23 protein-coding genes are annotated in these 23,720 nt (G+C 67.0%); 18 read left to right on the forward strand and 5 right to left on the reverse strand.

Features of this window, described 5'->3' with window-relative positions:
* Positions 1-196 precede the first annotated feature (196 nt).
* From OEJ37_RS20405 to OEJ37_RS20470, 14 genes are all read left to right on the forward strand, one after another.
* On the forward strand, positions 197-514 hold the full coding sequence (locus OEJ37_RS20405; RefSeq protein ID WP_006489883.1) for a non-heme iron oxygenase ferredoxin subunit: 318 nt from the start codon (positions 197-199) through the stop codon (positions 512-514).
* 1 nt (position 515) lies between these two features.
* On the forward strand, positions 516-827 hold the full coding sequence (locus OEJ37_RS20410) for a recombinase-like helix-turn-helix domain-containing protein (RefSeq protein WP_152861025.1): 312 nt from the start codon (positions 516-518) through the stop codon (positions 825-827).
* A gap of 55 nt (positions 828-882) precedes the next feature.
* Positions 883-1,953: an aromatic ring-hydroxylating oxygenase subunit alpha gene (locus OEJ37_RS20415; protein ID WP_263345251.1), complete on the forward strand. Its 1,071-nt coding sequence runs from the start codon at positions 883-885 to the stop codon at positions 1,951-1,953.
* Positions 1,946-2,716 (forward strand): SDR family oxidoreductase, encoded by a 771-nt coding sequence (locus OEJ37_RS20420; protein WP_263345252.1) that lies wholly within the window; start codon positions 1,946-1,948, stop codon positions 2,714-2,716. Before OEJ37_RS20415 ends, OEJ37_RS20420 begins: the two co-directional genes overlap by 8 nt.
* A gap of 29 nt (positions 2,717-2,745) precedes the next feature.
* Positions 2,746-3,273, forward strand: a complete 528-nt coding sequence (locus tag OEJ37_RS20425) for a cupin domain-containing protein (protein ID WP_174421109.1) — start codon at positions 2,746-2,748, stop codon at positions 3,271-3,273.
* Positions 3,274-3,291: 18 nt separating this feature from the next.
* On the forward strand, positions 3,292-4,188 hold the full coding sequence (locus OEJ37_RS20430; RefSeq protein ID WP_263345253.1) for an alpha/beta fold hydrolase: 897 nt from the start codon (positions 3,292-3,294) through the stop codon (positions 4,186-4,188).
* On the forward strand, positions 4,185-5,039 hold the full coding sequence (locus OEJ37_RS20435) for an IclR family transcriptional regulator (RefSeq protein WP_263345254.1): 855 nt from the start codon (positions 4,185-4,187) through the stop codon (positions 5,037-5,039). The genes OEJ37_RS20430 and OEJ37_RS20435 overlap by 4 nt, the downstream gene beginning before the upstream one ends.
* Complete coding sequence (locus OEJ37_RS20440) at positions 5,036-5,833, forward strand: SDR family oxidoreductase (protein ID WP_263345255.1); 798 nt, start codon at positions 5,036-5,038, stop codon at positions 5,831-5,833. Before OEJ37_RS20435 ends, OEJ37_RS20440 begins: the two co-directional genes overlap by 4 nt.
* A complete protein-coding gene (locus tag OEJ37_RS20445) occupies positions 5,826-7,493 on the forward strand; it encodes a thiamine pyrophosphate-binding protein (protein WP_263345256.1) in 1,668 nt (555 codons plus the stop codon). Before OEJ37_RS20440 ends, OEJ37_RS20445 begins: the two co-directional genes overlap by 8 nt.
* Complete coding sequence (locus OEJ37_RS20450; RefSeq protein ID WP_174421105.1) at positions 7,486-8,301, forward strand: aspartate dehydrogenase; 816 nt, start codon at positions 7,486-7,488, stop codon at positions 8,299-8,301. The genes OEJ37_RS20445 and OEJ37_RS20450 overlap by 8 nt, the downstream gene beginning before the upstream one ends.
* Before the next feature lie 89 nt (positions 8,302-8,390).
* The gene (locus OEJ37_RS20455; protein WP_175918177.1) at positions 8,391-9,881 is read left to right on the forward strand and encodes an aldehyde dehydrogenase; all 1,491 of its coding nucleotides are present in this window, start codon (positions 8,391-8,393) and stop codon (positions 9,879-9,881) included.
* 18 nt (positions 9,882-9,899) lie between these two features.
* Positions 9,900-10,862, forward strand: coding sequence for a VOC family protein (locus OEJ37_RS20460; RefSeq protein ID WP_174421103.1), 963 nt, complete (start codon positions 9,900-9,902; stop codon positions 10,860-10,862).
* Complete coding sequence (locus OEJ37_RS20465; protein ID WP_263345257.1) at positions 10,859-12,103, forward strand: NAD(P)/FAD-dependent oxidoreductase; 1,245 nt, start codon at positions 10,859-10,861, stop codon at positions 12,101-12,103. Before OEJ37_RS20460 ends, OEJ37_RS20465 begins: the two co-directional genes overlap by 4 nt.
* A 24-nt stretch (positions 12,104-12,127) precedes the next feature.
* A complete protein-coding gene (locus OEJ37_RS20470; protein ID WP_175918174.1) occupies positions 12,128-13,528 on the forward strand; it encodes an MFS transporter in 1,401 nt (466 codons plus the stop codon).
* A gap of 141 nt (positions 13,529-13,669) precedes the next feature.
* Here OEJ37_RS20470 and OEJ37_RS20475 read toward each other — a convergent pair whose 3' ends face one another.
* Positions 13,670-14,596: an ADP-ribosylglycohydrolase family protein gene (locus OEJ37_RS20475; protein WP_174421100.1), complete on the reverse strand. Its 927-nt coding sequence runs from the start codon at positions 14,594-14,596 to the stop codon at positions 13,670-13,672.
* Between the two features lie 275 nt (positions 14,597-14,871).
* On the opposite strand from OEJ37_RS20475, the gene OEJ37_RS20480 reads away from it, so the two are divergent.
* Entirely contained in the window at positions 14,872-15,285 is a 414-nt protein-coding gene (locus OEJ37_RS20480) for a PPC domain-containing DNA-binding protein (protein WP_263345258.1), read from the forward strand.
* A gap of 104 nt (positions 15,286-15,389) precedes the next feature.
* Here the strand turns inward: OEJ37_RS20480 and acnB are convergent, their stop codons facing one another.
* Positions 15,390-17,975 carry a bifunctional aconitate hydratase 2/2-methylisocitrate dehydratase gene (gene acnB / locus OEJ37_RS20485; RefSeq protein ID WP_174422232.1) on the reverse strand — a complete coding sequence of 862 codons (2,586 nt, stop codon included), beginning with the start codon at positions 17,973-17,975 and terminating at the stop codon, positions 15,390-15,392.
* A 620-nt stretch (positions 17,976-18,595) separates the two neighbouring features.
* On the opposite strand from acnB, the gene OEJ37_RS20490 reads away from it, so the two are divergent.
* Entirely contained in the window at positions 18,596-19,360 is a 765-nt protein-coding gene (locus tag OEJ37_RS20490) for a BPL-N domain-containing protein (RefSeq protein ID WP_263345259.1), read from the forward strand.
* An 11-nt stretch (positions 19,361-19,371) separates the two neighbouring features.
* On the opposite strand, the gene OEJ37_RS20495 is transcribed toward OEJ37_RS20490, so the two are convergent.
* Complete coding sequence (locus tag OEJ37_RS20495; RefSeq protein ID WP_263345260.1) at positions 19,372-19,845, reverse strand: nuclear transport factor 2 family protein; 474 nt, start codon at positions 19,843-19,845, stop codon at positions 19,372-19,374.
* Positions 19,846-19,935: 90 nt separating this feature from the next.
* Here OEJ37_RS20495 and OEJ37_RS20500 point away from each other — a divergent pair, with 90 nt between their 5' ends.
* The gene (locus OEJ37_RS20500) at positions 19,936-20,289 is read left to right on the forward strand and encodes a hypothetical protein (RefSeq protein ID WP_174422235.1); all 354 of its coding nucleotides are present in this window, start codon (positions 19,936-19,938) and stop codon (positions 20,287-20,289) included.
* Between the two features lie 33 nt (positions 20,290-20,322).
* On the opposite strand, the gene OEJ37_RS20505 is transcribed toward OEJ37_RS20500, so the two are convergent.
* Both OEJ37_RS20505 and OEJ37_RS20510 read right to left on the reverse strand, forming a co-directional pair.
* The gene (locus OEJ37_RS20505) at positions 20,323-20,571 is read right to left on the reverse strand and encodes an adhesin (RefSeq protein WP_069748545.1); all 249 of its coding nucleotides are present in this window, start codon (positions 20,569-20,571) and stop codon (positions 20,323-20,325) included.
* Between the two features lie 630 nt (positions 20,572-21,201).
* A complete protein-coding gene (locus tag OEJ37_RS20510) occupies positions 21,202-21,636 on the reverse strand; it encodes a universal stress protein (protein WP_175946926.1) in 435 nt (144 codons plus the stop codon).
* A gap of 369 nt (positions 21,637-22,005) precedes the next feature.
* On the opposite strand from OEJ37_RS20510, the gene OEJ37_RS20515 reads away from it, so the two are divergent.
* Positions 22,006-23,490: an amidase gene (locus tag OEJ37_RS20515; protein WP_263345261.1), complete on the forward strand. Its 1,485-nt coding sequence runs from the start codon at positions 22,006-22,008 to the stop codon at positions 23,488-23,490.
* Positions 23,491-23,720: the final 230 nt, after the last annotated feature.

Raw genomic sequence — 23,720 nt, forward strand, 5'->3', positions numbered from 1 at the left:
TACAAAACGACAAATTACATTTGATTGGGTAGGCGAGGACAATGGCTGACCTGGTGGTCGGTGTTTTCCCTAGGGCATGCAGCTTTTTGTTTTACTCGTGGAAAGTCGCTCCTATAATCACCATCCATAAACTGATGTTCCTAATATGGAACAAACAAGGAACAAACCGAGAGTCGATCAGAAGGAAGGGTGTGAGATGTCTGAACAATGGATTTGCGCCGGGCACGCCGGCGCGCTGTCGGAAGACACGCCGATCGAGTTCAAGCGGACCGACGGCGTCGAAATCGGGATCTATCGCGTCGGCGACGACGTGTATGCGCTCGAGAACGTGTGCCCGCATGCGTACGCGCTGCTGACGCAGGGGTTCGTCGACGAAGGCACGGTCGAATGCCCGCTGCACGAGGCCGTGTTCGACATCAAGACGGGCGAATGCCTGAAGGGGCCGGGCGGACGCGCGCTGAAGCAGTACGCGGTGCGCCTCGCCGGCGAGGAAATCCAGATCAAGGTGGAATGACATGAAAGAAGCGACCGTCAACTTCAATCCCTTCCTGAAGCCGTGGGTGGCGCCGCAGCCGAACAACGTCGCCGGCAAGGGGCAGATCGAGATCCCCGGTCAGGTCGAGAACCGGATCTGGCAGAACCGCAAGGCCGAGCCGACCCAGTACGAGAACGACCTTGGCGATGCGCTCGAACGCGTGTTCGAAGCCGGCGCGACCGAGCTGGACGACGTCGTCGCGGGCCTGAACCGCATCGGCTTCCGCGCACCGGATGGCTCGCCGTGGACACCGGAGCGCTTCCGCGCCGAAATGGCCGCGCTCGCGGAATGACCGCGCCGAGCGCGCGATCCGCCGACCCGACGACAACCGCATCCGGAGCACACTGATGACGTCCCCCGCACAACACGCTTCCCAACACGACCCGGTCCGTGACTATCTCGACCGCGGCATCAAGAACTACTGGTATCCCGTCGCGCCGAGCTGGCAGGTGTCGAACGCACCCGTCGGCCTGACGCGCCTGTCCGAGCAGATCGTGCTGTGGCGCGATCACGAGGGCAAGGTCCACGCACTCGAGGATCGCTGCCCGCACCGCGGCGCGCGGCTGTCGCTCGGCTGGAACCTCGGCGGCAGCATTGCCTGCTGGTATCACGGCATCGAAGTCGACGGCGGCGGCACGGTCAACCGTGTGCCGGCCGTGTCGAACTGTCCGCTCGAAGGCACGAAGTGCGTGAAGTCCTATCCGGTCGAAGAGAAGGCCGGCGCGATCTTCCTGTGGTTCGGCGACGAAGCGCACGGCGAGCCGGCGCCGCTGAACCTGCCCGAGGAACTGGTCGCCGACGAGTACGGCCACTTCCTGTGCGTGTCGAACTGGAAGTGCAATTACCAGTACGCGATCGACAACGTGATGGACCCGATGCACGGCGCGTACCTGCATGCGACGTCGCACTCGATGGCCGAAGGCGACAAGCAGGCCGACATGCGCGTGCGCAAGACGGAAACGGGCTTGATGTTCGAGAAGATCGGCCAGCGCGACGTGAACTTCGACTGGGTCGAGCTCGGCGAAACCGGCTGCCTGTGGATGCGTCTCGCGATTCCGTACAAGCAGAAGTTCGGCCCGGGCGGCAACTTCGGGATCATCGGTTTCGCGACGCCGGTCGACGGCGACAACTGCCAGGTCTACTTCTGGCGCACGCGCAAGGTCGACGGCTGGCAGCGCGACGTGTGGCGCTTCATGTACCGCAACCGTCTCGAAGGGCTGCACTGGGACGTGCTCGAGCAGGACCGCTACGTCCTCGAAAGCCTCGCGCCGCACGCGCGCGATCACGAATACCTGTACCAGCACGACGTCGGCATCACGCGCGTGCGCCGGATGCTGCGCCAGCGTGCGCAGGAACACCTGTCCGCGCTCGACGCGCATCGCGCGGCGCAAGCCGCTTCGGAGCCCGCGAATGGCTGAGTTCGCACCGGTCGTGTCGCTCGCAGGGCGCCGCGTGCTCGTCACGGGCGGCGCGCGCGGTCTGGGCGCGGCGTTCGTGAAGGCGCTCGTCGCCGCGGGCGCGCAGGTCGCGTTCGGCGATGTGCTGGCCGACGAAGGCCGTGCGCTCGCCGCGCAACTGTCGGCAGTCGGCCATGTTGCGCATTTCTTCGCGCTCGACCTGGCCGATCCGGCGAGCGTCGACTCATTCGTCGCGCAGGGCGCGGCGGCGCTAGGCGGCATCGACGCGCTGATCAACAACGCGGCGATCACGAACTCGGGCGGCAAGCTGTCGACCGAGCTCGACGTCGCGACATGGGACGCCGTGATGAACGTGAACGTGCGCGGCGTGTGGCTCGTCAGCAATGCGGCGCTGCCGCACCTCGCGAAGTCGGGCCGCGGCGCGATCGTGAACCTCGCCTCGGACACCGCGTTGTGGGGTGCGCCGAAGCTGCTCGCGTACGTCGCGAGCAAGGGCGCGGTGATTGCGATGACGCATGCGCAGGCGCGCGAGTTCGGCGCGCACGGCGTGACGGTCAACGCGATCGCGCCGGGGCTGACCGAAGTCGAGGCGACCGCCTACGTGCCGGCCGAGCGTCACGCGTTCTACATGCAGGGCCGTGCGCTGACGCGTGCGCAGGTGCCCGACGACGTGACGGGCCCCGTGCTGTTCCTGCTGTCGGACGGCGCGCGCTTCGTGACGGGCCAACTGCTGCCGGTGAACGGCGGCTTCGTAATGAATTGATGTTTTCACCCTTGATGAAGGAGTTGACGATGGCGGACGCCGATCTCGAACGCAAGTCGTGGGACCAGCCGGAAGGCGCAAGCTTCAACGACTGGATGGAAGGGCGCGTCGCGCGCTACGCGACGCGGCGCTACGACTGGGACGCACTGAAGTTCCAGGCCGACTACGACCCGAAGTACCGCCGTGCGCAGATGCGCTATGTCGGCACCGGCGGCACGGGCGTCGCGAAGGACGTCAACACGGTGCCGGCCGGCAACTTCACGTTCTCGACGATGGTGATCCCGGCCGGCAACATCGGCCCGAGCCATATCCATATCGACGTGGAAGAAATCTTCTTCGTGCTGCGCGGCAAGATGAAGGTGATCTGCGAGCGCGACGGGCAGACGTGGGAAGCGATCCTCGGCGAGCGCGACCTGATCTCGGTGCCGCCGGGCGTGTATCGCACGGAAATCAACATCGGCGAGGAAGACGCGCTGATGTGCGTGATGCTCGGCTCGCCGAAGCCGATCACGCCAACGTATCCGCCCGATTCGCCGCTCGCGAAGATCAAGCGTTGAGACGGAGCCGGTGAAGCAATGAGTGTCATCGACAAACGTGAACGCGACCGCACCGCGGCGTTCGCCGCACTGCTCGGGCAGTTTCCCGAGCAGCGTTGCGCGGCTGGCGCGGCGGGCACGATCGGTTATCGCGAGGCCGGCGCGCAGCATGCGGGCCGCACGCTGCCCGTCGTGCTGCTGCACGGGATCGGCTCGGGCGCCGCATCGTGGGTGCGCCAGCTCGACACGCTCGGCGCATCGCGGCGCGTGCTCGCGTGGGATGCGCCCGGTTATGGCGCGTCGACGCCGGTGCACGGTGCGTCGCCGGCCGCCGCCGATTACGCGGCATCGCTGAACGCGTGGCTCGAGGCACTCGGCATCGAACGCTGCGTGCTGGTCGGGCATTCGCTCGGCGCGATCGTCGCGGGCGGTCTCGCCCGCGCGATGCCCGGTCGGATCGCCGGCCTGCTGCTGGTGTCGCCTGCCGGCGGCTACGGCAGCGCGCCCGCCGAAACGCGCGAATCGCGCCGCGACGCGCGGCTCGCGATGCTCGCGGAACTCGGTCCGGCCGGGCTCGCCGAGCAGCGCAGCGGCAACATGTTGTCCGGTTTCGCGAGCGAGGATGCGCGTGCGTGGGTGCGCTGGAACATGGCGCGCATCGCGCCGGCAGGTTACGCGCAGGCCACGCATCTGCTCGCGAACGCCGACCTCTCGACCGATCTCGCCGGTTTTCGCGGCCGGACGGCCGTGGCCGTCGGCGCGAACGACGCGATCACGCCGCCGGCCGCATGCGAGCGGATCGCCGCGGCCGCGCACGTCGGGCTGCAGGTGATTCCTCAAGCCGGTCATGCCGGGTACGTGGAAGCGCCGGCCGTTTATTCCGCACTGATCGACACGTTCTGCCGTCAGTGCGATACGCAGTGGGGTCTGGTATGAGCGAACCGCTGCAACAAGAACCCGAAAACGGGAAGGCCGAGGCCAGCTACGTGGTGCCGGGTCTCGAACGCGGGCTGCGGATTCTCGCCGAATTCTCGCCGCGCGAGCCCGTGCTCGGCGCGCCCGAGTTGTCGAAGCGGCTCGGCATTCCGCGCACGACGGTGTTCCGTCTGCTGCAGACGCTCGAATCGCTCGGCTTCCTCGAGCGCGCGGACAAGGATCGCAACTACAAGCTCGGCATCGCCGTGCTGCGGCTCGGCTTCGAATACCTGAGCTCGCTGGAGCTGACCGATCTCGGCCTGCCGGTGATCGAGAGCCTGCGCGACGCGACCGGCTTCACGACGCACATCGTGATCCGCGATGGCCGCGACGTCGTGTTCGTCGCGAAGGCGCAGAGCCAGTCGCCGGTGTTCAGCTCGATCCGCGTGAACGTCGGCACGCGCTTGCCCGCGTATGCGACGACGCACGGCCATGTGCTGATGGGCGACCTGTCGCTGAAGGAGCTTCGTTCGCTGTATCCGGAAGGCACGCTGAACCGGATGACGAGCGCGACGCCGGAGACGGTCGATGCGTTGTACGAAGTGATCCGCGAGGATGAGTTGCGCGGCTACGGCGTCAGCAACTCGTCGTTCGAACGCGGGATTTCGGTGGTCACGGCACCCGTGCGCAACGAGACGCAGAAGATCGTCGCGTGCATCACGGTGACGGTGCCGCGGCCGGAGATCGACGCGGCGCTGATCGCGGACGGGTTGATCGACAAGGTGCAGCGCGCGGCGGCGGAACTGTCGCGGCGGCTCAACTACCGCTCGGATGACGAGCACACGTTTATGAAAGCTTTGGGACTCCGATGATTGAGATCGATCTGACCGGGCAGGTTGCGGTGGTGACGGGCGGTTCGTCCGGCATCGGCCTCGCGACGGCCGAACGGTTCCTGCAGGCCGGTGCATCGGTCGCGATTTGCGGCCGCGACAGCGACCGCCTCGCACGCGCCGAAGCGATGCTTCGCGACAAATACGCGGGCGCGCAACTGCTCGCCGAGCGCTGCAACGTGCTCGACGAAGCCGACGTGGCCGCGTTCGCACAGGCGGTGTCCGCGCGCTTCGGCCGTGCCGACATGCTGGTGAACAACGCAGGCCAGGGCCGCGTGTCGACCTTCGCCGACACGACCGACGACGCGTGGCGCGAAGAGCTCGAACTGAAGTACTTCAGCATCATCCGCCCGACGCGCGCGTTCCTGCCGCTGCTGCGCGACGCGCAGGCGCCGACGATCACCTGCGTGAACTCGCTGCTCGCGCTGCAACCCGAGCCGCACATGGTCGCGACGTCGTCGGCGCGCGCGGGCGTGCTGAGCCTCGTGAAGTCGCTCGCGAACGAACTGGCGCCGCAGCGCATCCGCGTGAACTCGATCCTGATCGGCATCGTCGAGTCGGGCCAGTGGCGCCGCCGCTACGAAGCGCAGGCGCAAGCCGGCGAAAGCTGGGAAGACTGGATGGGTGCGCTCGCGCGCAAGAAGAACATTCCGCTGAATCGCTTCGGCAAGCCCGACGAGGCCGCCTGGGCACTTTTTTATCTCGCAACGCATCTGTCGTCCTACACGACGGGCAGCCATATCGACGTTTCTGGAGGCTTTGCACGCCATGTCTAAAAAAACCACGGTTGGCGAGCTGATTGCCGCCTTTCTCGAGCAGTGCGGCGTGAAAACCGCATTCGGTGTCATCTCGATCCACAACATGCCGATCCTCGACGCGATCAACTCGCGCGGCAACATCCGGTATGTCGGCGCGCGCGGCGAAGCGGGCGCGGTGAACATGGCCGACGGCCTGGCCCGCGTGTCGGGCGGCCTCGGCGTCGCGTTCACCAGCACGGGCACGGCGGCGGGCAACGCGGCCGGCGCGATGGTCGAGGCACTGACGGCCGGCACCGCGATGCTGCATATCACCGGACAGATCGAGACGCCGTACCTCGACCAGGATCTCGCCTATATCCACGAAGCGCCCGACCAGTTGACGATGCTGGATGCGATCTCGAAGGCCGCGTTCCGCGTGCGCACGGTCGAGACCGTGCTGCCGACGATCCGCGAAGCCGTGCGCATCGCGCAGACCGCGCCGACGGGCCCCGTGTCGGTCGAGATTCCGATCGACATCCAGGCTGCCGAAATCGAATGGCCGGAAGACCTCGCGCCGGCGCATGTTGCGGTGAGCGAGCACGACGCCGCACGCGTCGCGAAGCTCGCCGACGCGCTCGCGACCAAGCGTCGTCCGCTGCTGTGGCTCGGCGGCGGCGCGCGCCACGCCCGCGAGGAAGTCGAGCGCCTCGTGAAGCTCGGCTTCGGCGTCGTGACGAGCGTGCAGGGCCGCGGCGTGCTGCCCGAGGATCATCCGGCGACGCTCGGCGCGTTCAACGTGCACGCGTCCGTCGAAGCGTTCTACAAGACCTGCGACGCACTCGTCGTGGTCGGCTCGCGCCTGCGCGGCAACGAGACGCTGAAGTACAAGCTCGCGCTGCCGCAGCCGCTGTTCCGCGTCGATGCCGACGCGCTCGCGGACAACCGCGGCTATCGCAACGAGCTGTTCGTGCACGGCGATTCGAAGCGCGTGCTGGCCGAACTGGCCGACCTGCTCGAAGGCCGCCTGTCGGTCGATCCGCAGTTCGCGGCCGATCTCGCGGCGGCCCGCGATCAGGCAGTCGCCGACGTGTCGAAGGGCCTCGGGCCGTACAAGCAGCTTGTCGATACGCTGCAGGGCGCCGTCGGCCGCGACTACAACTGGGTGCGCGACGTGACGATCTCGAACAGCACGTGGGGCAACCGCCTGCTGAAGATCTTCGAACCGCGCGCGGGCGTGCATGCGCTCGGCGGCGGCATCGGCCAGGGGATTCAGATGGGTATCGGCGCGGCGCTTGCGGGGGCCGCCGCGAAGACGGTCTGCCTCGTCGGCGACGGCGGCCTGATGGTCAACGTCGGCGAGCTGGTGACGGCCGTGCAGGAAAACGCGAACGTGATGATCGTGCTGATGAACGACCAGTGCTACGGCGTGATCCGCAACATCCAGGACGCGCACTACGGCGGCCGCCGCTGCTTCGTGCAATTGCACCAGCCCGATTTCGCGCAGTTCTGCGCAAGCTTCGGCCTCACGCATTACCGGATCACGTCGCTCGATCAGGCCGAAGCGATCGTGCGCGACGGGATGGCGAAGGAAGGGCCGGTGATGGTCGAAGTCGACATGCTGTCGGTCGGCTCGTTCGCGTCGTCGTTCGCAGGCCCGCCGGTGAAGAAGGAAGCGCCCACGGAGCGCCAATATGCGTAACGCGCCCGCACCCGTCGACGTCGCGATGATCGGCTTCGGCGCGATCGGCGCGGCCGTGTACCACGCGGTCGAGCACGATGCGTCGCTGCGCATCGCGCACGTGATCGTGCCCGACCACCAGCGCGCCGCGGTGCAGAGCGTGCTGGGCGGCGCGGTGGAGGTCGTGTCGTCGGTCGACGCACTGGCCCGCCGCCCCGATTTCGCGCTCGAATGTGCCGGCCACAGTGCGCTCGTCGATCACGTCGTGCCGCTCTTGAAGGCCGGTACCGACTGCGCGGTCGCATCGATCGGCGCGCTGTCCGATCTCGCGCTGCTCGACGTGCTGTCGCGGGCCGCCGACGAAGGCGACGCGACGCTGACGCTGCTGTCCGGCGCGATCGGCGGCATCGATGCGCTGGCTTCCGCGAAGCAGGGCGGCCTCGACGAAGTGCTGTACGTCGGCCGCAAGCCGCCGCTCGGCTGGCTCGGCACGCCGGCCGAGGAGTTGTGCGACCTGCGCGCGATGACCGAAGAAAAGGTGATCTTCGAAGGCACCGCGCGCGACGCCGCGCGGCTGTATCCGAAGAACGCGAACGTCGCGGCGACCGTCGCGCTCGCGGGCCTCGGCCTCGATGCGACGCGCGTGCGCCTGATCGCCGATCCGGCCGTTGCGCGCAACGTGCACCGCATCACCGCGCGCGGCGCATTCGGCGAGATGTCGCTGGAAATGAGCGGCAAGCCACTGCCCGACAACCCGAAGACGTCCGCGCTGACGGCGTTTTGCGCGATCCGCGCGCTGCGCAACCGCGCGGCTCGCTGCGTGATCTGAACGACGCTTCGAGAGATTCGGACTATTGAACGTCCGCCCGCGCCACGGCGAGGGCGGATGCGCAGAGACAGATTTGTGGGACTTGTGACATGACTCCTTTCGATACGAGCCTGGTACCCGACGGCAACATCCTGATCGGCGGCGAGTGGCGGCGCGGCCGTGGCGCGCCCTACGCCAGCATCTATCCGGCCGACCAGTCGGTGAACATGGAAGTGTCGACGGCGAATGCCGAAGACGCGGCCGAAGCCGTCGAAGCCGCCGATGCTGCCTGGCGCCGCGCCGACTGGGCCGGGCTGAAGCCGCACCAGCGCGCGCAGGTGCTGTACCGCATCGCGGATCTGATCATGCAGCGCCACGAGGCGCTCGCGAACCTGCAGCGTCGCGACAACGGCAAGCCGATCGGCGAGACGCGCGTGCTGGTGGCCAGCGCCGCGAACACGTTCCGCTATTTCGCGGCCTGCCTCGAAACGCTCGACGAAGAACTGACGCCGTCGCGCGGCGACTACCTGACGATGAGCGTGTACGAGCCGATCGGCGTGATCGCGGCGATCACGCCGTGGAACTCGCCGATCGCATCCGACGCGCAGAAGCTCGCGCCGGCACTTGCCGGCGGCAACGCGGTGGTGCTCAAGCCGGCCGAAGTCACGCCGCTCGTGTCGCTTGCGCTCGCGCGCATTTGCGAGGAAGCCGGCGTGCCGAAGGGCGTGCTGAGCGTGCTGCCGGGCAAGGGCTCGGTGATCGGCGACGTGCTCGTGCGTCATCCGCTGGTGAAGAAGGTGTCGTTCACCGGCGGAACCGAAGTGGGCCGCGGCATCGCGCGCATCGCGGCCGAGAAGCTGATGCCCGTGTCGCTCGAACTCGGCGGCAAGTCGCCGACGATCGTGTGCGACGACGCCGATCTCGATCATGCGGTCAACGGTGTGCTGTACGGCATTTTCAGCTCGTCGGGCGAAGCGTGCATCGCGGGTTCGCGGCTATTCGTGCAGCGTGCGGTGTACGACGAATTCATGAAGCGCCTGGTTGCGGGCGCACGCAAGCTGCGCGTGGGCGATCCGACGCAGCCCGATACGCAGATGGGGCCGCTGATCACCGCGAAGCATCGCGAATCGGTGGAGCGCTACGTCGCGCTCGGCCTGGAAGAAGGCGGCCGCCTGCTGTGCGGCGGCGAGCGGCCGTCGGGCGATGGGCGCGAGCACGGCTTCTTCTACCAGCCGACGATACTCGAAGGCTTGCCGAACAGCGCGCGCATCTGCCAGGAGGAAATCTTCGGGCCCGTGCTCGTCGCGATGCCGTTCGACGATGAAGCGTCGCTGATCGCGCAGGCGAACGACAGCGTGTTCGGTCTTGCCGCCGGCATCTGGACGCGCGACTACAAGCGTGCCTGGCGCATCGCGCGTGCGCTCGAAACGGGCACCGTCTGGATCAATACGTACAAGCTGTTCTCGATCTCCACGCCGTTCTCGGGCTGGAAGGAGAGCGGGATGGGGCGCGAGAAGGGGCGTCTCGGCATCCGCGAGTACATGCAGCAGAAGAGCCTCTACTGGGGTTTGAACGACGCGCCGCTGCCGTGGGCGAACTGAGCGAAGGGGAATGACGCAATGAGCATTTTGGGAATCGAGCAGATCACGTACGGCGTCGACGATCTCGCGACCTGCCGGCGCTTTTTCGCCGACTGGGGGATGAAGGAAGTCGCGCACGACGACACGCGCGCGCGCTTCGAGACGATGAACGGCTGCACCGTGCTGGCCGTCAACGCCGACGATCCGGCGCTGCCGCCCGCGTTCGAAGCGGGCCCGACGCTGCGCGAAGTGACGTGGGGCGTCGCGACGCAGGGCGAACTCGACGCGCTGCGCACGAAGCTCGCCGGCCAGCCAGGTTATTACTCGCACGACGATGCGGTCGGCTGTATCGACCCGAACGGAATGGCGATCCGCGTCGAAGTCACGCGCAAGCGCGAACTCGACATCACCGGCTCGCCGTCGAACGTGTGGGGCCAGACGCTGCGCGTCGACCAGCCGAGCCCGATCTATGCACGCGCGGAGCCGGTCGAGGTCGGGCATGTCGTGTTCTTCACGAACTGCCTCGACGCGCAGGAGAAGTTCTATCACGAGTTGCTCGGCTTCGAGACGTCGGACCGCTACCCGGGCCGCGGCGCGTTCATGCGCTGTGCGCCGCACGGCGGCCACCACGACCTGTTCCTGCTCGCGCTGCCGAACGGCAAGCGCGGCCTGAACCACGTCGCGTTCACCGTGCGCGACATCCACGAAGTGTTCGGCGGTGGCATGCATATCGATCGCTGCGGCTGGGAAACGCAACTCGGCCCGGGTCGACACCCGGTGTCGTCCGCGTACTTCTGGTACTTCCAGAATCCGGCCGGCGGCCTGATCGAGTACTACGCGGACGAAGACATGCTGACGCCCGAATGGCAGCCGCGCGAATTCGAGCCGGGCCCGACCGTGTTCGCCGAATGGGCCGTCGACGGCGGCCTCGACGGAAACACGCGCCGGCAGAAGAACGCGAAGGCGCCGGAAGGCAAGTTCATGACGGAGAGGAAATCATGACCGAAGCGAACACGCCCTCGCAGCCCGCGCCCGGCACGGTCGTCGTGATCGGCGGCGGCCAGGCCGCCGGCTGGGTGCTGAAGACGCTGCGCGCGGAAGGTTACACGGGCCGCCTCGTGATGATCGCCGACGAGCCGCACCTGCCGTACGAACGGCCGCCGCTGTCGAAGGCCGTGCTGGCCGGCGACGCCGATATCGAAACCGTACGCGTCGTGCGCCCGGACGAATTCGACGCGCTCGATATCGAAGCATGGCAGCCGGAACGCGCGGCATCGATCGACCGCGCGCGCCGCGTGGTGACGACCGCCAGCGGCCGCGAGATCGAATACGACCGCCTCGTGATCGCGACCGGCGGAACGTCGCGCCGCTTGCCCGACGCAATCGTGAGGACGCCGAACCTGCACTACCTGCGCACGCTCGACGAAGCGGCAGCGCTCGGCGAGAAGCTGCGCGCGAGCCAGCGTGTGCTCGTGATCGGCGGCGGCTGGATCGGCCTCGAAGTCGCGGCGACCGCGCGCAAGCTCGGCGTCGAGGCGGTCGTGGTCGAAGGCGCGCCGCGCCTGTGCGGCCGCTCGGTGCCGCAGATCGTGTCGGATTTCCTGCTCGACCTGCATCGCGCGAACGGCGTCGACGTGCGCCTCGGCGCGGCGCTCGCGTCGCTCGATGCGCAGCCTGGCGACGCATCGAAGGTGCGCGCGACGCTCGCCGACGGCACGACGATCGACGCCGATTTCGCGGTGGCCGGCATCGGCCTCGCGCTGAATGCATCGCTCGCGAGCGATGCGGAGCTGGCCGTCGACGACGGCATCGTCGTCGACGAATTCGGTGCGACGAGCGACCCGGCGATCTTCGCGTGCGGCGATGTCGCAAACCATCACAACGGCTGGCTGAAGCGGCGCGTACGGCTCGAATCGTGGGCCAACGCGCAGAATCAGGCGATCGCGGCCGCGAAGGCCGTGCTCGGCGTGCGCGCGCCGTACGCGGAGATTCCGTGGTTCTGGTCCGATCAGTACGACGTGAACCTGCAGATCCTCGGCGATCTGCCGGCCGATGCGCAGCTCGTCGTGCGCGGCGATCTCGCCGCGCGCCGCGCGACGCTGTTTTTCCTTGGCGACGGGCATGTGAGAGGTGTCATCGCCGTGAACAACGCACGCGAGCTGAAGCTCGCGCGCAAGTGGATGAACCAGGGCCGGGTAGTGGATACGGAAGCCCTGGCGGACACGACCAAAGCGCTTGCCTGACCGGCAAACCAGGAGACACCCCGCATGAGCACTTTCGACAACGTCGTGGCCGGACGCGCCACGATGGAAGCTGCCGCCTCCACGCCCGGCGCGATCATCGCGCGGCTCGAGCGGCTTCCCGGCAACGCGATGCAGATCCGCGCACGCGTGCTGATCGGCACCGCGACGTTCTTCGATGGCTTCGACGTGATCACGATCGCGGCGACGCTGCCGCTGCTGATACACAAATGGGGGCTGTCGCCGACGCAGATCGGCATGCTGATCGCGTCCGGCGCGATCGGCCAGCTGATCGGCGCATTCCTGTTTCCCGCGCTGGCCGAGAAACACGGCCGTGTGAAGGCGATCGCATGGAGCTCGGCCGTGATCGGCATCACGAGCATCGCATGCGGTTTCGCGCCGACCTTCGAGGTGTTCGTGCTGCTGCGGATCCTGCAGGGGCTCGGGCTCGGCGGCGAGCTGCCGGTTGCCGCGACGTACATCAACGAGATCACGCGCGCGCATGGCCGCGGCCGTTTCGTGCTGCTGTACGAGATCGTGTTCCCGATCGGCCTGCTCGTGTCGATGGCGCTCGGCGCGTGGCTCGTGCCGCGGTTCGGCTGGGAAATCATGTACTTCGTCGGCGGGCTGCCGCTGATCCTGTCGCTCGTGCTCACGCGCCTCGTGCCGGAATCGCCGCGCTGGCTCGCGTCGCGCGGGCGGCTCGCGGAAGCCGGGCGCGCGGTCGGCGTGTTCGAAGCGTCGGTGCGTGGCGAGCTGCCGCCAGTCACGCAGGCGGCCGCGTTCGACGAGATGGTGCGCCAGCATCCGAAGCGCAGGATGAGCGACCTGTTCAGCGCCGCGTATCGCAAGCGCACGCTCGCGGTGGCGACGTTGTGGGCGACTTGCGGGTTCATCCAGTACGGACTGTCGACGTGGCTGCCGACGATCTACAAGAACTTCTATCACGCGCCGCTGCAACTCGCGCTGAACCTCGCGGTGATCGGTTCGGTGATGGGCGTGCTGGGGTCGCTGGCGTCGGCGCTGCTCGTCGACAAGCTCGGCCGCAAGCCGGTGATCGTGTGGTCGTTCGTGCTGTGCGCGCTGTCGCTGGCGTTCGCGGGCATCTATCACGCGTCGTCGGTGTATGTCGTCGCGATCTTCTGCTCGCTGTCGCTCGGGTTGATGGCGTCGGGGTTCATTACCGCATACGTGTACACGCCGGAACAGTATCCGACGAGCATCCGCGCGTCGGGCTGCGGGCTCGGCAGCGCGTGGCTGAAGATCGCGTCGTTCGTCGCGCCGATGGTCGTGCCGCACGCGATCATCGGCGGGAACCTCGCGCCGGCGTTTTACCTGATCGGCGTCGTGCCGCTGATCGCGGCAGTGACCGTGCATTTCGTCGGGATCGAGACGAAGGGGAAGGTGCTGGAGGCGCTTGAGGCATAAGCGCGGCCGGTAGCGGCGGATGAGGTGAAAAGAAAGGCCTGGGCGATGTCCGGGCCTTTTTGCTTTCTGCGGCGGGCTTGTTCTAATCCGCCAGTCCATTTTGACTGGCGGATATCGCGCGATACGCGTTGCGCCGGGTGCTCACGGTTTCGCGAGCCAGCCCTCGACCATTTCTTTCCCGCGCAGCATCGCGACCCACCGGTCGGGCAACGTCTGTTCGCCATACAGCGCACCGGCGAGGCTGCCAGCGATCGCCGCCGTCGTATCCGTGTCGTTGCCGAGCGCGATCGCACGCTTCACGCAGTCTTCGTAGCTGCCCGTCGACAGCAGGCAATGGATCGACGACCAGAAGCTGTCGACCACGTAGCCGGACCCTTGCGGCGCATCGAAGCGGCCGTCGAGCACGACCTTCAGCTCGATTTCGTCGTTCGTGCCTTCGTAGCGCGCCAGCAGTTCGTCTTCGGCCGCGCGCACCGCATCGGGCGCCGGCTGGCCCTCGACGATGCCCAGCGCCGTCAGGCCATAGAGTGCACAGCAAAGCTGCGAGCGCACGTGGCCGTGCGTGACGACGCTCTGCTTGCGTGCGAGCCGGATCGCTTCATCGTGCGATGCGGCGACCATGACCACGGGAAAGCAGCGCATCAGCGAGCCGTTGCCGTTGTCGCGCTCGTCGCCGGGCCCGGCCGCCGCCGGAGCCGCGCCGGCCGCCAGCGCATGGAAGGCACGCTGCGTCTGCAGGCCGACGTCGAACACGCGGCCATCCGGCGTGAATGCGCCGTGATGAAACCAGTCCTGCAGGTTGTCGGCGAACGTGTCGAGATTCAGGTCGCGGTCGTGCCACAGCGCGTCGAGCAGCGCGAGCGCCTGCGCGCCGTCGTCGCTCCAGGTGCCGGGCGGCACGCCGTCGTGCGCGCGTTCGAAGCCGTGCGGCGGCGTCATGTCGATCGCGGCGGCAGGCGGGATCGATGCGGCGTCGTGGAATTCGTAGGGCACGCCCAGCGCGTCGCCGATCAGCAGGCCAAGCAGGCCGCCGCGCAGGCGGGATTGTCGGTTCGGAATGGTGGTCATCGGACAGTGTTCGGGGTGGCGGCTCGCGTCGCGGAATACCGTGCAGACTAGACCAATCGCATCGGCGTGCCTAGCCGATGCGCTGTCGCCGGTACGAGAGGGGCGGTCGCGGCGGGCGCGCCGGATGCACAGTTCGCAAGCGAGCGTGTTAGCGGGTAAGGCCTGCGTGTTGTAGCGAGGCGGGGGGCAGTGTTCGTCAGGGCCGGTGGCTTGCCGGATTCCGCGCCCGAACGTACCCTTGGCCGAATCCACGGTCCGCCAACAGGATATCGACCATGCAAGCCCATCCTCTGCGCCTTTCCCCCGGCGACGATCTGCGCGCGTCCATCGAGGAAGCGTTGCGTTCGCACGGCGCGCACGCGGCATTCGTGATCCAGGGGATCGGCAGCCTGAGCGTCGCGCAGTTGCGCTTTGCCGGCGCCGACCTGCCGACCGAACTGCGCGGCGACCTCGAAATCCTGACGCTGGCCGGTTCGGTATCGCCGGACGGCGCGCACCTGCACATGTCCGTTTCCGACGCGGGCGGCCGCGTGTCGGGCGGCCATGTGGCGAGCGGCTGCGTCGTGCGCACGACCGCCGAGATCCTGCTCGTGCTGCTTCCCGAGCATCGTTTCTCTCGCGAACCCGATGCGGGTACCGGCTTCAACGAATTGGTGATCCGTCGCGAGCCGGGTGGCGATGCCGGGTGAGCGTCGCCGGAGCCGCATGAAAAAATGGCGCCGCGGGCATGCAGCCCGCGGCGCCATTACGTGTCGCTGCGACGGGAAAGACCCGCCGCATCCCGGCAGCGTGCTTACATCTGCACGGTGTCGGCCACTTCCTTGAAGTCTTCGATCTGGTCGAAGTTCATGTACTTGTAGATCTTGTCGCCGTTGGCGCTGAGCACGCCCATATCGGCCATGTACTCTTCCTTGGTCGGGATCTTGCCCAGGCGCGAGCAGATCGCCGCCAGTTCCGCCGAGCCGAGGTACACGTTCGTGTTCTTGCCCAGGCGGTTCGGGAAGTTGCGGGTCGACGTCGACATGACCGTCGCGCCTTCGCGCACCTGTGCCTGGTTACCCATGCACAACGAGCAGCCCGGCATTTCGGTACGCGCACCGGCCGTGCCGAACACGCCGTAGTGACCTTCTTCCGTCAGCTGCTTCTGGTCCATCTTGGTCGGCGGGGCGACCCACAGCTTGACCGGAATGTCGCGCTTGCCTTCGAGCAGCTTCGACGCCGCACGGAAGTGGCCGATGTTGGTCATGCACGAGCCGATGAACACTTCGTCGATTTTCGCGCCGGCGACCTCGGACAGCGTCTTCACGTCGTCCGGGTCGTTCGGGCACGCGACGATCGGCTCGTGGATGTCGGCGAGATCGATCTCGATGACGGCCGCGTAGTCGGCGTCGGCATCCGGCGACAGCAGTTGCGGGTCGGCCAGCCACTGCTCCATCGCCGCGATACGGCGCTGCAGGCTGCGCGGATCCTGGTAGCCCTGCGCGATCATCCACTTCAGCAGCGTGACGTTGCTGTTCAGGTATTCGATGATCGGTTCCTTGTTCAGGTGGACCGTGCAACCGGCGGCCGAACGTTCGGCGGACGCATCCGACAGTTCGAACGCTTGCTCGACCTTCAGGTCGGGCAGGCCTTCGATTTCGAGAATGCGGCCCGAGAAGATGTTCTTCTTGCCTTGCTTGGCGACCGTCAGCATGCCTTGCTTGATCGCGTACAGCGGAATCGCGTTGACGAGGTCACGCAGCGTGACGCCCGGCTGCATCTTGCCCTTGAAGCGGACCAGCACCGATTCCGGCATGTCCAGCGGCATCGTGCCGGTGGCGGCCGCGAAGGCCACCAGGCCCGAGCCTGCCGGGAAGCTGATGCCGATCGGGAAGCGCGTGTGCGAATCGCCGCCGGTGCCGACGGTGTCGGGCAGCAGCATGCGGTTCAGCCACGAGTGGATCACGCCGTCGCCCGGGCGCAGCGCGATACCGCCGCGCGTGCTGATGAAGTTCGGCAGCGTCTGGTGCGTCTTCACGTCGACCGGCTTCGGATAAGCGGCGGTGTGGCAGAACGACTGCATCACGAGGTCGGCCGAGAAGCCGAGGCAGGCGAGATCCTTCAGTTCGTCGCGGGTCATCGGGCCCGTCGTGTCCTGCGAGCCGACCGAGGTCATCTTCGGTTCGCAGTACGTGCCCGGGCGAACGCCCTGGCCTTCCGGCAAACCGCATGCGCGGCCGACCATCTTTTGAGCGAGCGAGAAGCCCTTGCCGCTGTCGGCCGGCTGGTGCGGCAGGCGGAACAGCGTCGACGGCGCGAGGCCCAGCGCTTCACGTGCCTTCGCGGTCAGGCCGCGGCCGATGATCAGCGGAATGCGGCCGCCGGCGCGCACTTCGTCGAACAGCACGTCGGACTTGACCTGGAATTCGGCGATCACTTCGCCGTTCTTCAGCGCCTTGCCGTCATACGGGCGCAGTTCGACCACGTCGCCCATTTCCATCTGCGACACGTCGAGTTCGATCGGCAGCGCGCCTGCGTCTTCCATCGTGTTGTAGAAGATCGGGGCGATCTTGCCGCCGAGGCACACGCCGCCGAAACGCTTGTTCGGCACGAACGGGATGTCTTCGCCGGTGAACCACAGCACCGAGTTGGTAGCCGACTTGCGCGAGGAGCCGGTGCCGACCACGTCGCCCACGTACGCGACCAGGTGCCCCTTTTCCTTCAGCGATTCGATGAACTTGACCGGGCCGCGCTTGCCGTCTTCTTCCGGCGTGATGCCCGGGCGCGCGTTCTTCAGCATCGCCAGCGCGTGCATCGGGATGTCGGGGCGGGTGGTGGCGTCCGGCGCCGGCGACAGGTCGTCGGTGTTGGTTTCGCCCGTCACCTTGAAGACGGTGACGGTCAGGCTTTGCGGCACTTCCGGACGGCTCGTGAACCATTCGGCGTCGGCCCAGCTTTGCAGCACGGCCTTCGCGTGCGCGTTACCCTTGTCGGCGAGTTCCTTCACGTCATGGAACTGGTCGAACATCAGCAGGGTTTTCTTCAGCGCGTCGGCGGCGACGGCCGCGACTGCGTCGTCGGACAGCAGTTCGATCAGCGGCTGGATGTTGTAGCCGCCCAGCATCGTGCCGAGCAGTTCGGTGGCGCGTTCGCGCGAGATCAGCGGGCAGGCGGTCTCGCCCTTGGCCACGGCCGCCAGGAAGCCGGCCTTCACGCGAGCGGCTTCGTCGACGCCGGCCGGCACGCGGTAGGTGATCAGTTCGAGCAGCGTCTGCTCTTCGCCGGCGGGCGGGTTCGTCAGCAGTTCCACCAGTTCGGCGGTTTGCTGAGCCGTCAGCGGCAGGGGAGGAATACCGAGCGCGGCGCGGGCGGCCACGTGAGCACGAAAGTTTTCAAGCATGGGGAGACCTGCTGATAGGCGTTTGAGGGGAAGGCCGTTCCGGCACTCCGGGGCTGTTCCAGGCACTGCTTTGAGCGGGATTCTAATCTCAATGATCTTTAACGTCAAATGTCTTATGTCTTATATAAGAGTTGACGGGCAAGACGCGGGGGAGCGTGGCGGCACGGGGGAGTCGGCGTTTCCGTGCGTGCTCCGGAGGGCGGCCCGAGCGCCTTTGCGGGCAAGGTATTTCGCGTGGTTCTTGCGATAGCCGGCAGGAGGGGAGGCGATTTGCGGCTGGCTGCTCGGCTGCGATTCCGGGGCGTCGGCGGACGGCAGTTCGGCCTCGTCGGGGTTGACTTTCGTCATGCGAAACAGGAGCGGGCCGTGCGAGGCCGCGCCGGACGACTGCATGCGCCAGCCAACGAAGCCGTTGCGCTCGATTCCGATTTCCGGTGCCCCACATCCCACATATCTGCACAAGCACGCAAGAAACGGTACACACGCGTCGCGTCCGCGCGTCTACGCTCTGTTTCGCGCGGCTTGCAATCAGGTTTCAAAAAGGAGGGGCGAACCTCGACACGTGCCGTGTCGACTTGTCCTGAACGGCTGGGATGCCTTCAAATTCGTCGAGCAAGAACATGCGATCCAGGAATTCGATTTTCCTGATGGTGTCATTCGTCGCGGCGTCGGCCGTTCATGCGGCCTCGGCCGGCGACGAATCGCACGGCGCGGCCAGCCGGCCCGTCGCGCTGGTCTATCGCGGCCCAGCAGCGTGCGACGGGTGTCCCGAGGCGATTGCCAGGCGCCTGCGGGAATCGGACTACAAGTTCCGGGTGCGCTACGTCGGGCCGGCGGAAAAGCTCAAGATCACGCCCGCAACCCTTGCCGGTGCCGCTTTATATGTGCAGCCCGGCGGCGGGCAGGACATCCCCGGCGCGGCGGCCGGCATCGGAAAAAAATCGATCGAGGCCGTGCGGCAGTACGTGTCGAACGGCGGACGATATCTGGGCCTCTGCATGGGCGCATACCTCGCCGGCGACCAGGGTTTCGGGCTGGTCGCCGGCGATATCGATTCCGAGGTCGGCCGGCCGGGCTCGACGATTCACGGTATTGCGGACACGGTGACGCCGGTCGTATGGCGTGGCGAAAAGCGCTGGATCTACTTCCAGGACGGCGCGATGCTCCCGGCCGTTCGGGCCGGTTCCGGAGGTGTCGTGCTGGCGACCTATCCGAACCACGATATCGCGGCCGCGACATACCGCTACGGCAAAGGGCGAGTCGGGCTCGTCGGCCCGCATCCCGAAGCCGACGAAAGCTGGTATCGCCAGTATCGTCTCACGAACCCGGACGGCGTTCTGCCGGACATGGCCTACGACCTGATCAACGCCACGATGAAGCAGTAACGGCGCATGTCCTAGCTCCGCTTTGCCCGATACGCGTCGAGATTCTTGCGCGCCTGCGCGCGGATCGCGCGTTGCACGAACGGCGTCCAGCCGAGCAGGGTTCCCTTCGGCCCAAGCGCCTGACGCGCCCAGCGCCACAGGTCGAAACTGTCGCGATGCTCGACGATGAGCCCGTCGCGGAACCGGAAACGCGCGTCGATCCGGTTGACCACCATGCGGCCGGTCGCGGCGAATCGGTAGTGCGCGACCCACTGCGCGCGCCCGGTCTGCTCGTCCGCGTCGACCTCGCCGAACGTCAACGAAAATTCCTGCGCACGCGCGACCAGCATGCGCCACATGTCGCGCGCGAGCTCGCCGCGCAGCTCGCCGAACGCGGGATCGCGGAAGACGATGTCGTCGGCATAGCACGCGAGCATCGCGTCGATGTCGCGCTGCTGAAAGGCCGTGTAAAAGCGCTGGATCAAATCGGTGTTGGGATGACTCATCTTTTGATTGACTGTTGTTGTAGATGAAGCGGCGCCTCGACGCGATGGCCCGATAGCGGGCTAGCCACTGTATCGGAAATCGAGCAGGCGTTGCGCGACGTGAGCGACAGTACCGCGCGCGATGCCGGCTCCGACACGCCGCCGTGTCCGGTTCCGCCTTCGGTGCAAGGCGACGATCGCAGCGAGTACGTGAGCCATGGGCCCGGCCGCCACGCGTACGGGATTGTCGGCGACATGCCGGTTCATGTCGGCGGCACGTGTTACATCGGCAGGTTGGTCGACTGGTTTGGCGATTACGGCAAGGATGGCCTGATGGCGCAGATGTCGATGCGTATTCCCCGCGACGATACGGGCCACGAGCAGACGTTCAGCGTGAACGGCGTCCGGAGCGCGGCATCCGTCGCGACATCGATCGAGAAAATGACGGTAAACAGCGGGAATTGACTCGAACGCGACCGGAACGTCACCGGATGCGCGTCAACGGTTCGCCATCGCGACGTCCTGATTGCCTCGCCCCGTCACCAGGCAACCCGACATGAACGCCTCGCTCTGGCTGCCGGCGGCTGCTTCGCCGAAGCCGCGGCCGAGCGCGTCGGCCTTCACCTGCGCGGCGCCCTGTTCGCATGCAAGCGGGCTGGCGTCGCGGCCCTGCGCATGCAGGATCGCGCGATCGGCAATGAGATACGCCAGCAGCGCGAAAACAGCGATATGTACGGCTCGTCTCATGGTTCGTCTCCTCGTCGCTCAAGCGTAACGCGGACACGTTCGGCGAAGCACTTGGGGGTTCCCCCGGTAAACGTCTGCTGAATCGGTGGCGGGGCGGCGTGATCCCGTCACGTTTTTCGTGGTTTCGCGTGCAAAAGGAAGGGGCTTTCAGGCGGGCGGCAGCAGACGAGGGTTCACACGCAGCGAGGCAATCGCGCGACGGATTTCCGCGCGACAGGTGTGTGATTCGCGCGAGTTTGACGAATGTCAGGGTGCGGGCGGGAGGGGACGGTCGCGCTGCCGCTCAAAGCGATAGCATGAATGCATGATTTGACGGAACGCGATGACGGATGAATGCATCGGTTCCGGCAAGCAGGTGCGTGTTGAACATCGCTGTCGAAATAGTGAGGAATCCAAATGCTTAACGTCTCTTCCGTGCTGATCAGTCTCGCTCCGATGTGGGCAATCCTGCTGGTAGCGTCTTCGGCGGCCGCCTATTTCGTGTTCTGGCGCAAGGTCATCAAATAAGCGCCGCGTGACGGGCGGTACGGGTGCGGCGCTCAACGCGCACAGGTACTGCGCCGCTCATTCGTCCGTCGCCGGGTGCAAGCCTGCGGCCAGTCTCGAGACGGTCGCCGCGCATCAACGCTGTCATTGCACGGCCGTCACCGGCACATTCGAAATCCGCACCAGCCGGCCCATCACGCTGCGGCGAAACATCGACATCAGCGCATGGAGCGGATCGTGCCTTGGCGCGACGACCACGATCTCGTCGCATCCGGTCTCGGCCGCCACGGCCGCGATCGTATCGGCCACCGGGCCGACCTTCATCACGACGCTGTACTTGACGCCTGCTTCCTGCAGGATTCGCTCCGCCATGGCCAGATCGTCGGACGCGAACTTTTCCTCGATCGAGCGCAGCCGCGACAGCGGGTGATAGGCCTCGAGCCGCGTCGATTCGAGCGGCGCCTGAACGTTGATCAGCACGATCTCCGACGCGCACCGCTCGCGATACAGGAATGTCGCGTGGCGAACCGCCTGCAGCGAGCGGGGCGAGTGACCGACCGGAACCAGCAGCTTGAGCATGAACGATGTCCAGGAAACGAGATGCTTCCAGCGTAGCGCGCCGCCGGAACGAGCAATCTAAAGAGATCGGGCGACCGCGTAAAAATGTCGTTAACGCGCGCCGTCTCGTGTCGCGCCTATTAGAAATATAAGAAATTTTAGTTTATGCGCATAAACGATTTCATCGATCGAGCCGGCATGGGCGGCCCGGTACGCGTTGCTCCGATTCAGTCGGATCCGCAATGAATCGCGGCGGAAAATATCGAAGGTCGCCGAATCGGCGTCGCGTAGAGTAGAGCATCGGCCGCGGCGCGGCCCCTCCCGGCCGGTTCGGGAGCGACCGCCGCCGACACGCGGCCTGCCATTCCATCCGATTTCAGGAGACCTCGCATGCCGCACGGCGCCCCGCAGCCTCTCGCTCCCGCTTCCATCCCCGTCGACCCGATCGTGCGCCTGTCGGCCGGCGAGCTCGCGTCGGCGATCCGCGGCAAGGCGGTTTCGTGCGTCGAGACGATGCGCGCGTATCTCGACCACGTCGAGCGCGTGAACGGCGCGGTCAACGCGATCGTCGCGCTGCGCGAGCGCGATGCGCTGCTCGCCGAAGCCGCGGAAAAGGATGCCGCGCTGGCGCGCGGCGAGTACCACGGCTGGATGCACGGGATGCCGCAGGCGCCGAAGGATCTGGCGATGACGAAGGGGCTGCGGACCACCTACGGCTCGCCGATCTTCCGCGAGAACGTGCCGCAGGCCGATTCTGTCGGCGTCGCGAGGATGCGCGCGGCCGGCGCGATCTTCATCGGCAAGACCAATACGCCGGAATTCGGGCTCGGATCGCACACGTTCAACGAGGTTTATGGTACGACGCGCAATCCGTACGACCTGACGAAGAGCGCGGGCGGCAGCAGCGGCGGCACGGCGGCGGCGCTCGCGTCGCGGATGCTGCCGGTGGCGGACGGCAGCGATTTCGGCGGCTCGCTGCGCAATCCGGCCGCGTTCTGCAACATCTACGGCTTCCGCCCGTCGCAAGGGCGCGTACCGCGCTGGCCGGCCGTCGACGTGTTCGTGCAGCAGCTCGGCATCGAAGGGCCGATGGGCCGCACGGTCGGCGACGTCGCGCAGCTGCTCGCGATCCAGGCCGGTTACGATCGCAACGATCCGCTGTCGCTTGCAGAGGATCCGGCCGTGTTCGCGCAGCCGCTCGACGCGGACCTGCGCGGCAAGCGCGTCGCGTGGGCCGGCGATTGGGACGGTTATCTCGCGACCGAGGCCGGCGTGCTCGCGCAGTGCGAACAGGGGCTGGCAACGCTGCGCGAGATCGGCTGCGACGTCGACGCCGCGCTGCCGGCATTCGCGCCCGAGCGGATCTGGCGCCTGTGGCTCGCGCACCGGCACCTGCTGTCCGGCGGCGGGCTGCTTGCGCACTATCGCGACCCGGTGCGCCGCGCGCTGCTGAAGCCGGAAGCGATCTACGAGGTCGAAGGGCTGCTCGCGATGCAGGGCGCGGCCGTGTTCGACGCGAGCGTCGAGCGCACCGCATGGCATCAGGCCGTGCTGAGCTTCTTCGATCGCTACGACTTCATCGCGGCGCCGACCGCGCAGGTGTTCCCGTTCGACGTCGACCAGCGCTGGCCGAAGGAGATCGCGGGCCGCGCGATGGACACCTACCACCGCTGGATGGAAACGGTCGTGCCCTGGACGCTGGCCGGCTGCCCGGTGATCAACGTGCCGGTCGGCTTCAACGATGCGGGGCTGCCGATGGGGATGCAGCTGATCGGGCGCCCGCGCGCCGATCTCGCCGTGCTGCAGCTCGCGCGCGGCTACGAGCAGGCGGCCGACTGGGTCGGCCGGCGGCTGCCGGCGTGGATGGCTGCGTAACGTCGCAGCCGGCGGGTAGCGGGGTGACGAAACGGGTGGCGGCGAGCCGCCCGTTTTGATTCGATCTCCTAATGCGATGTTTGTCGGCGGTCGGCGGTCGGCGGTCGGCGGTCGGCACTCGGCACGCCGCCCTCAGCCCTCAGCCCTCAGCCCTCAGCACGCCGGTGACGAACTCGCTTCCTGGCCGCGATGCGTTTTGCGGCACCACTCGCGGAGCCCGGAACCCACCG

This window comes from Burkholderia sp. BKH01, assembly GCF_025685725.1.
GTDB lineage: Bacteria > Pseudomonadota > Gammaproteobacteria > Burkholderiales > Burkholderiaceae > Burkholderia > Burkholderia pyrrocinia_C.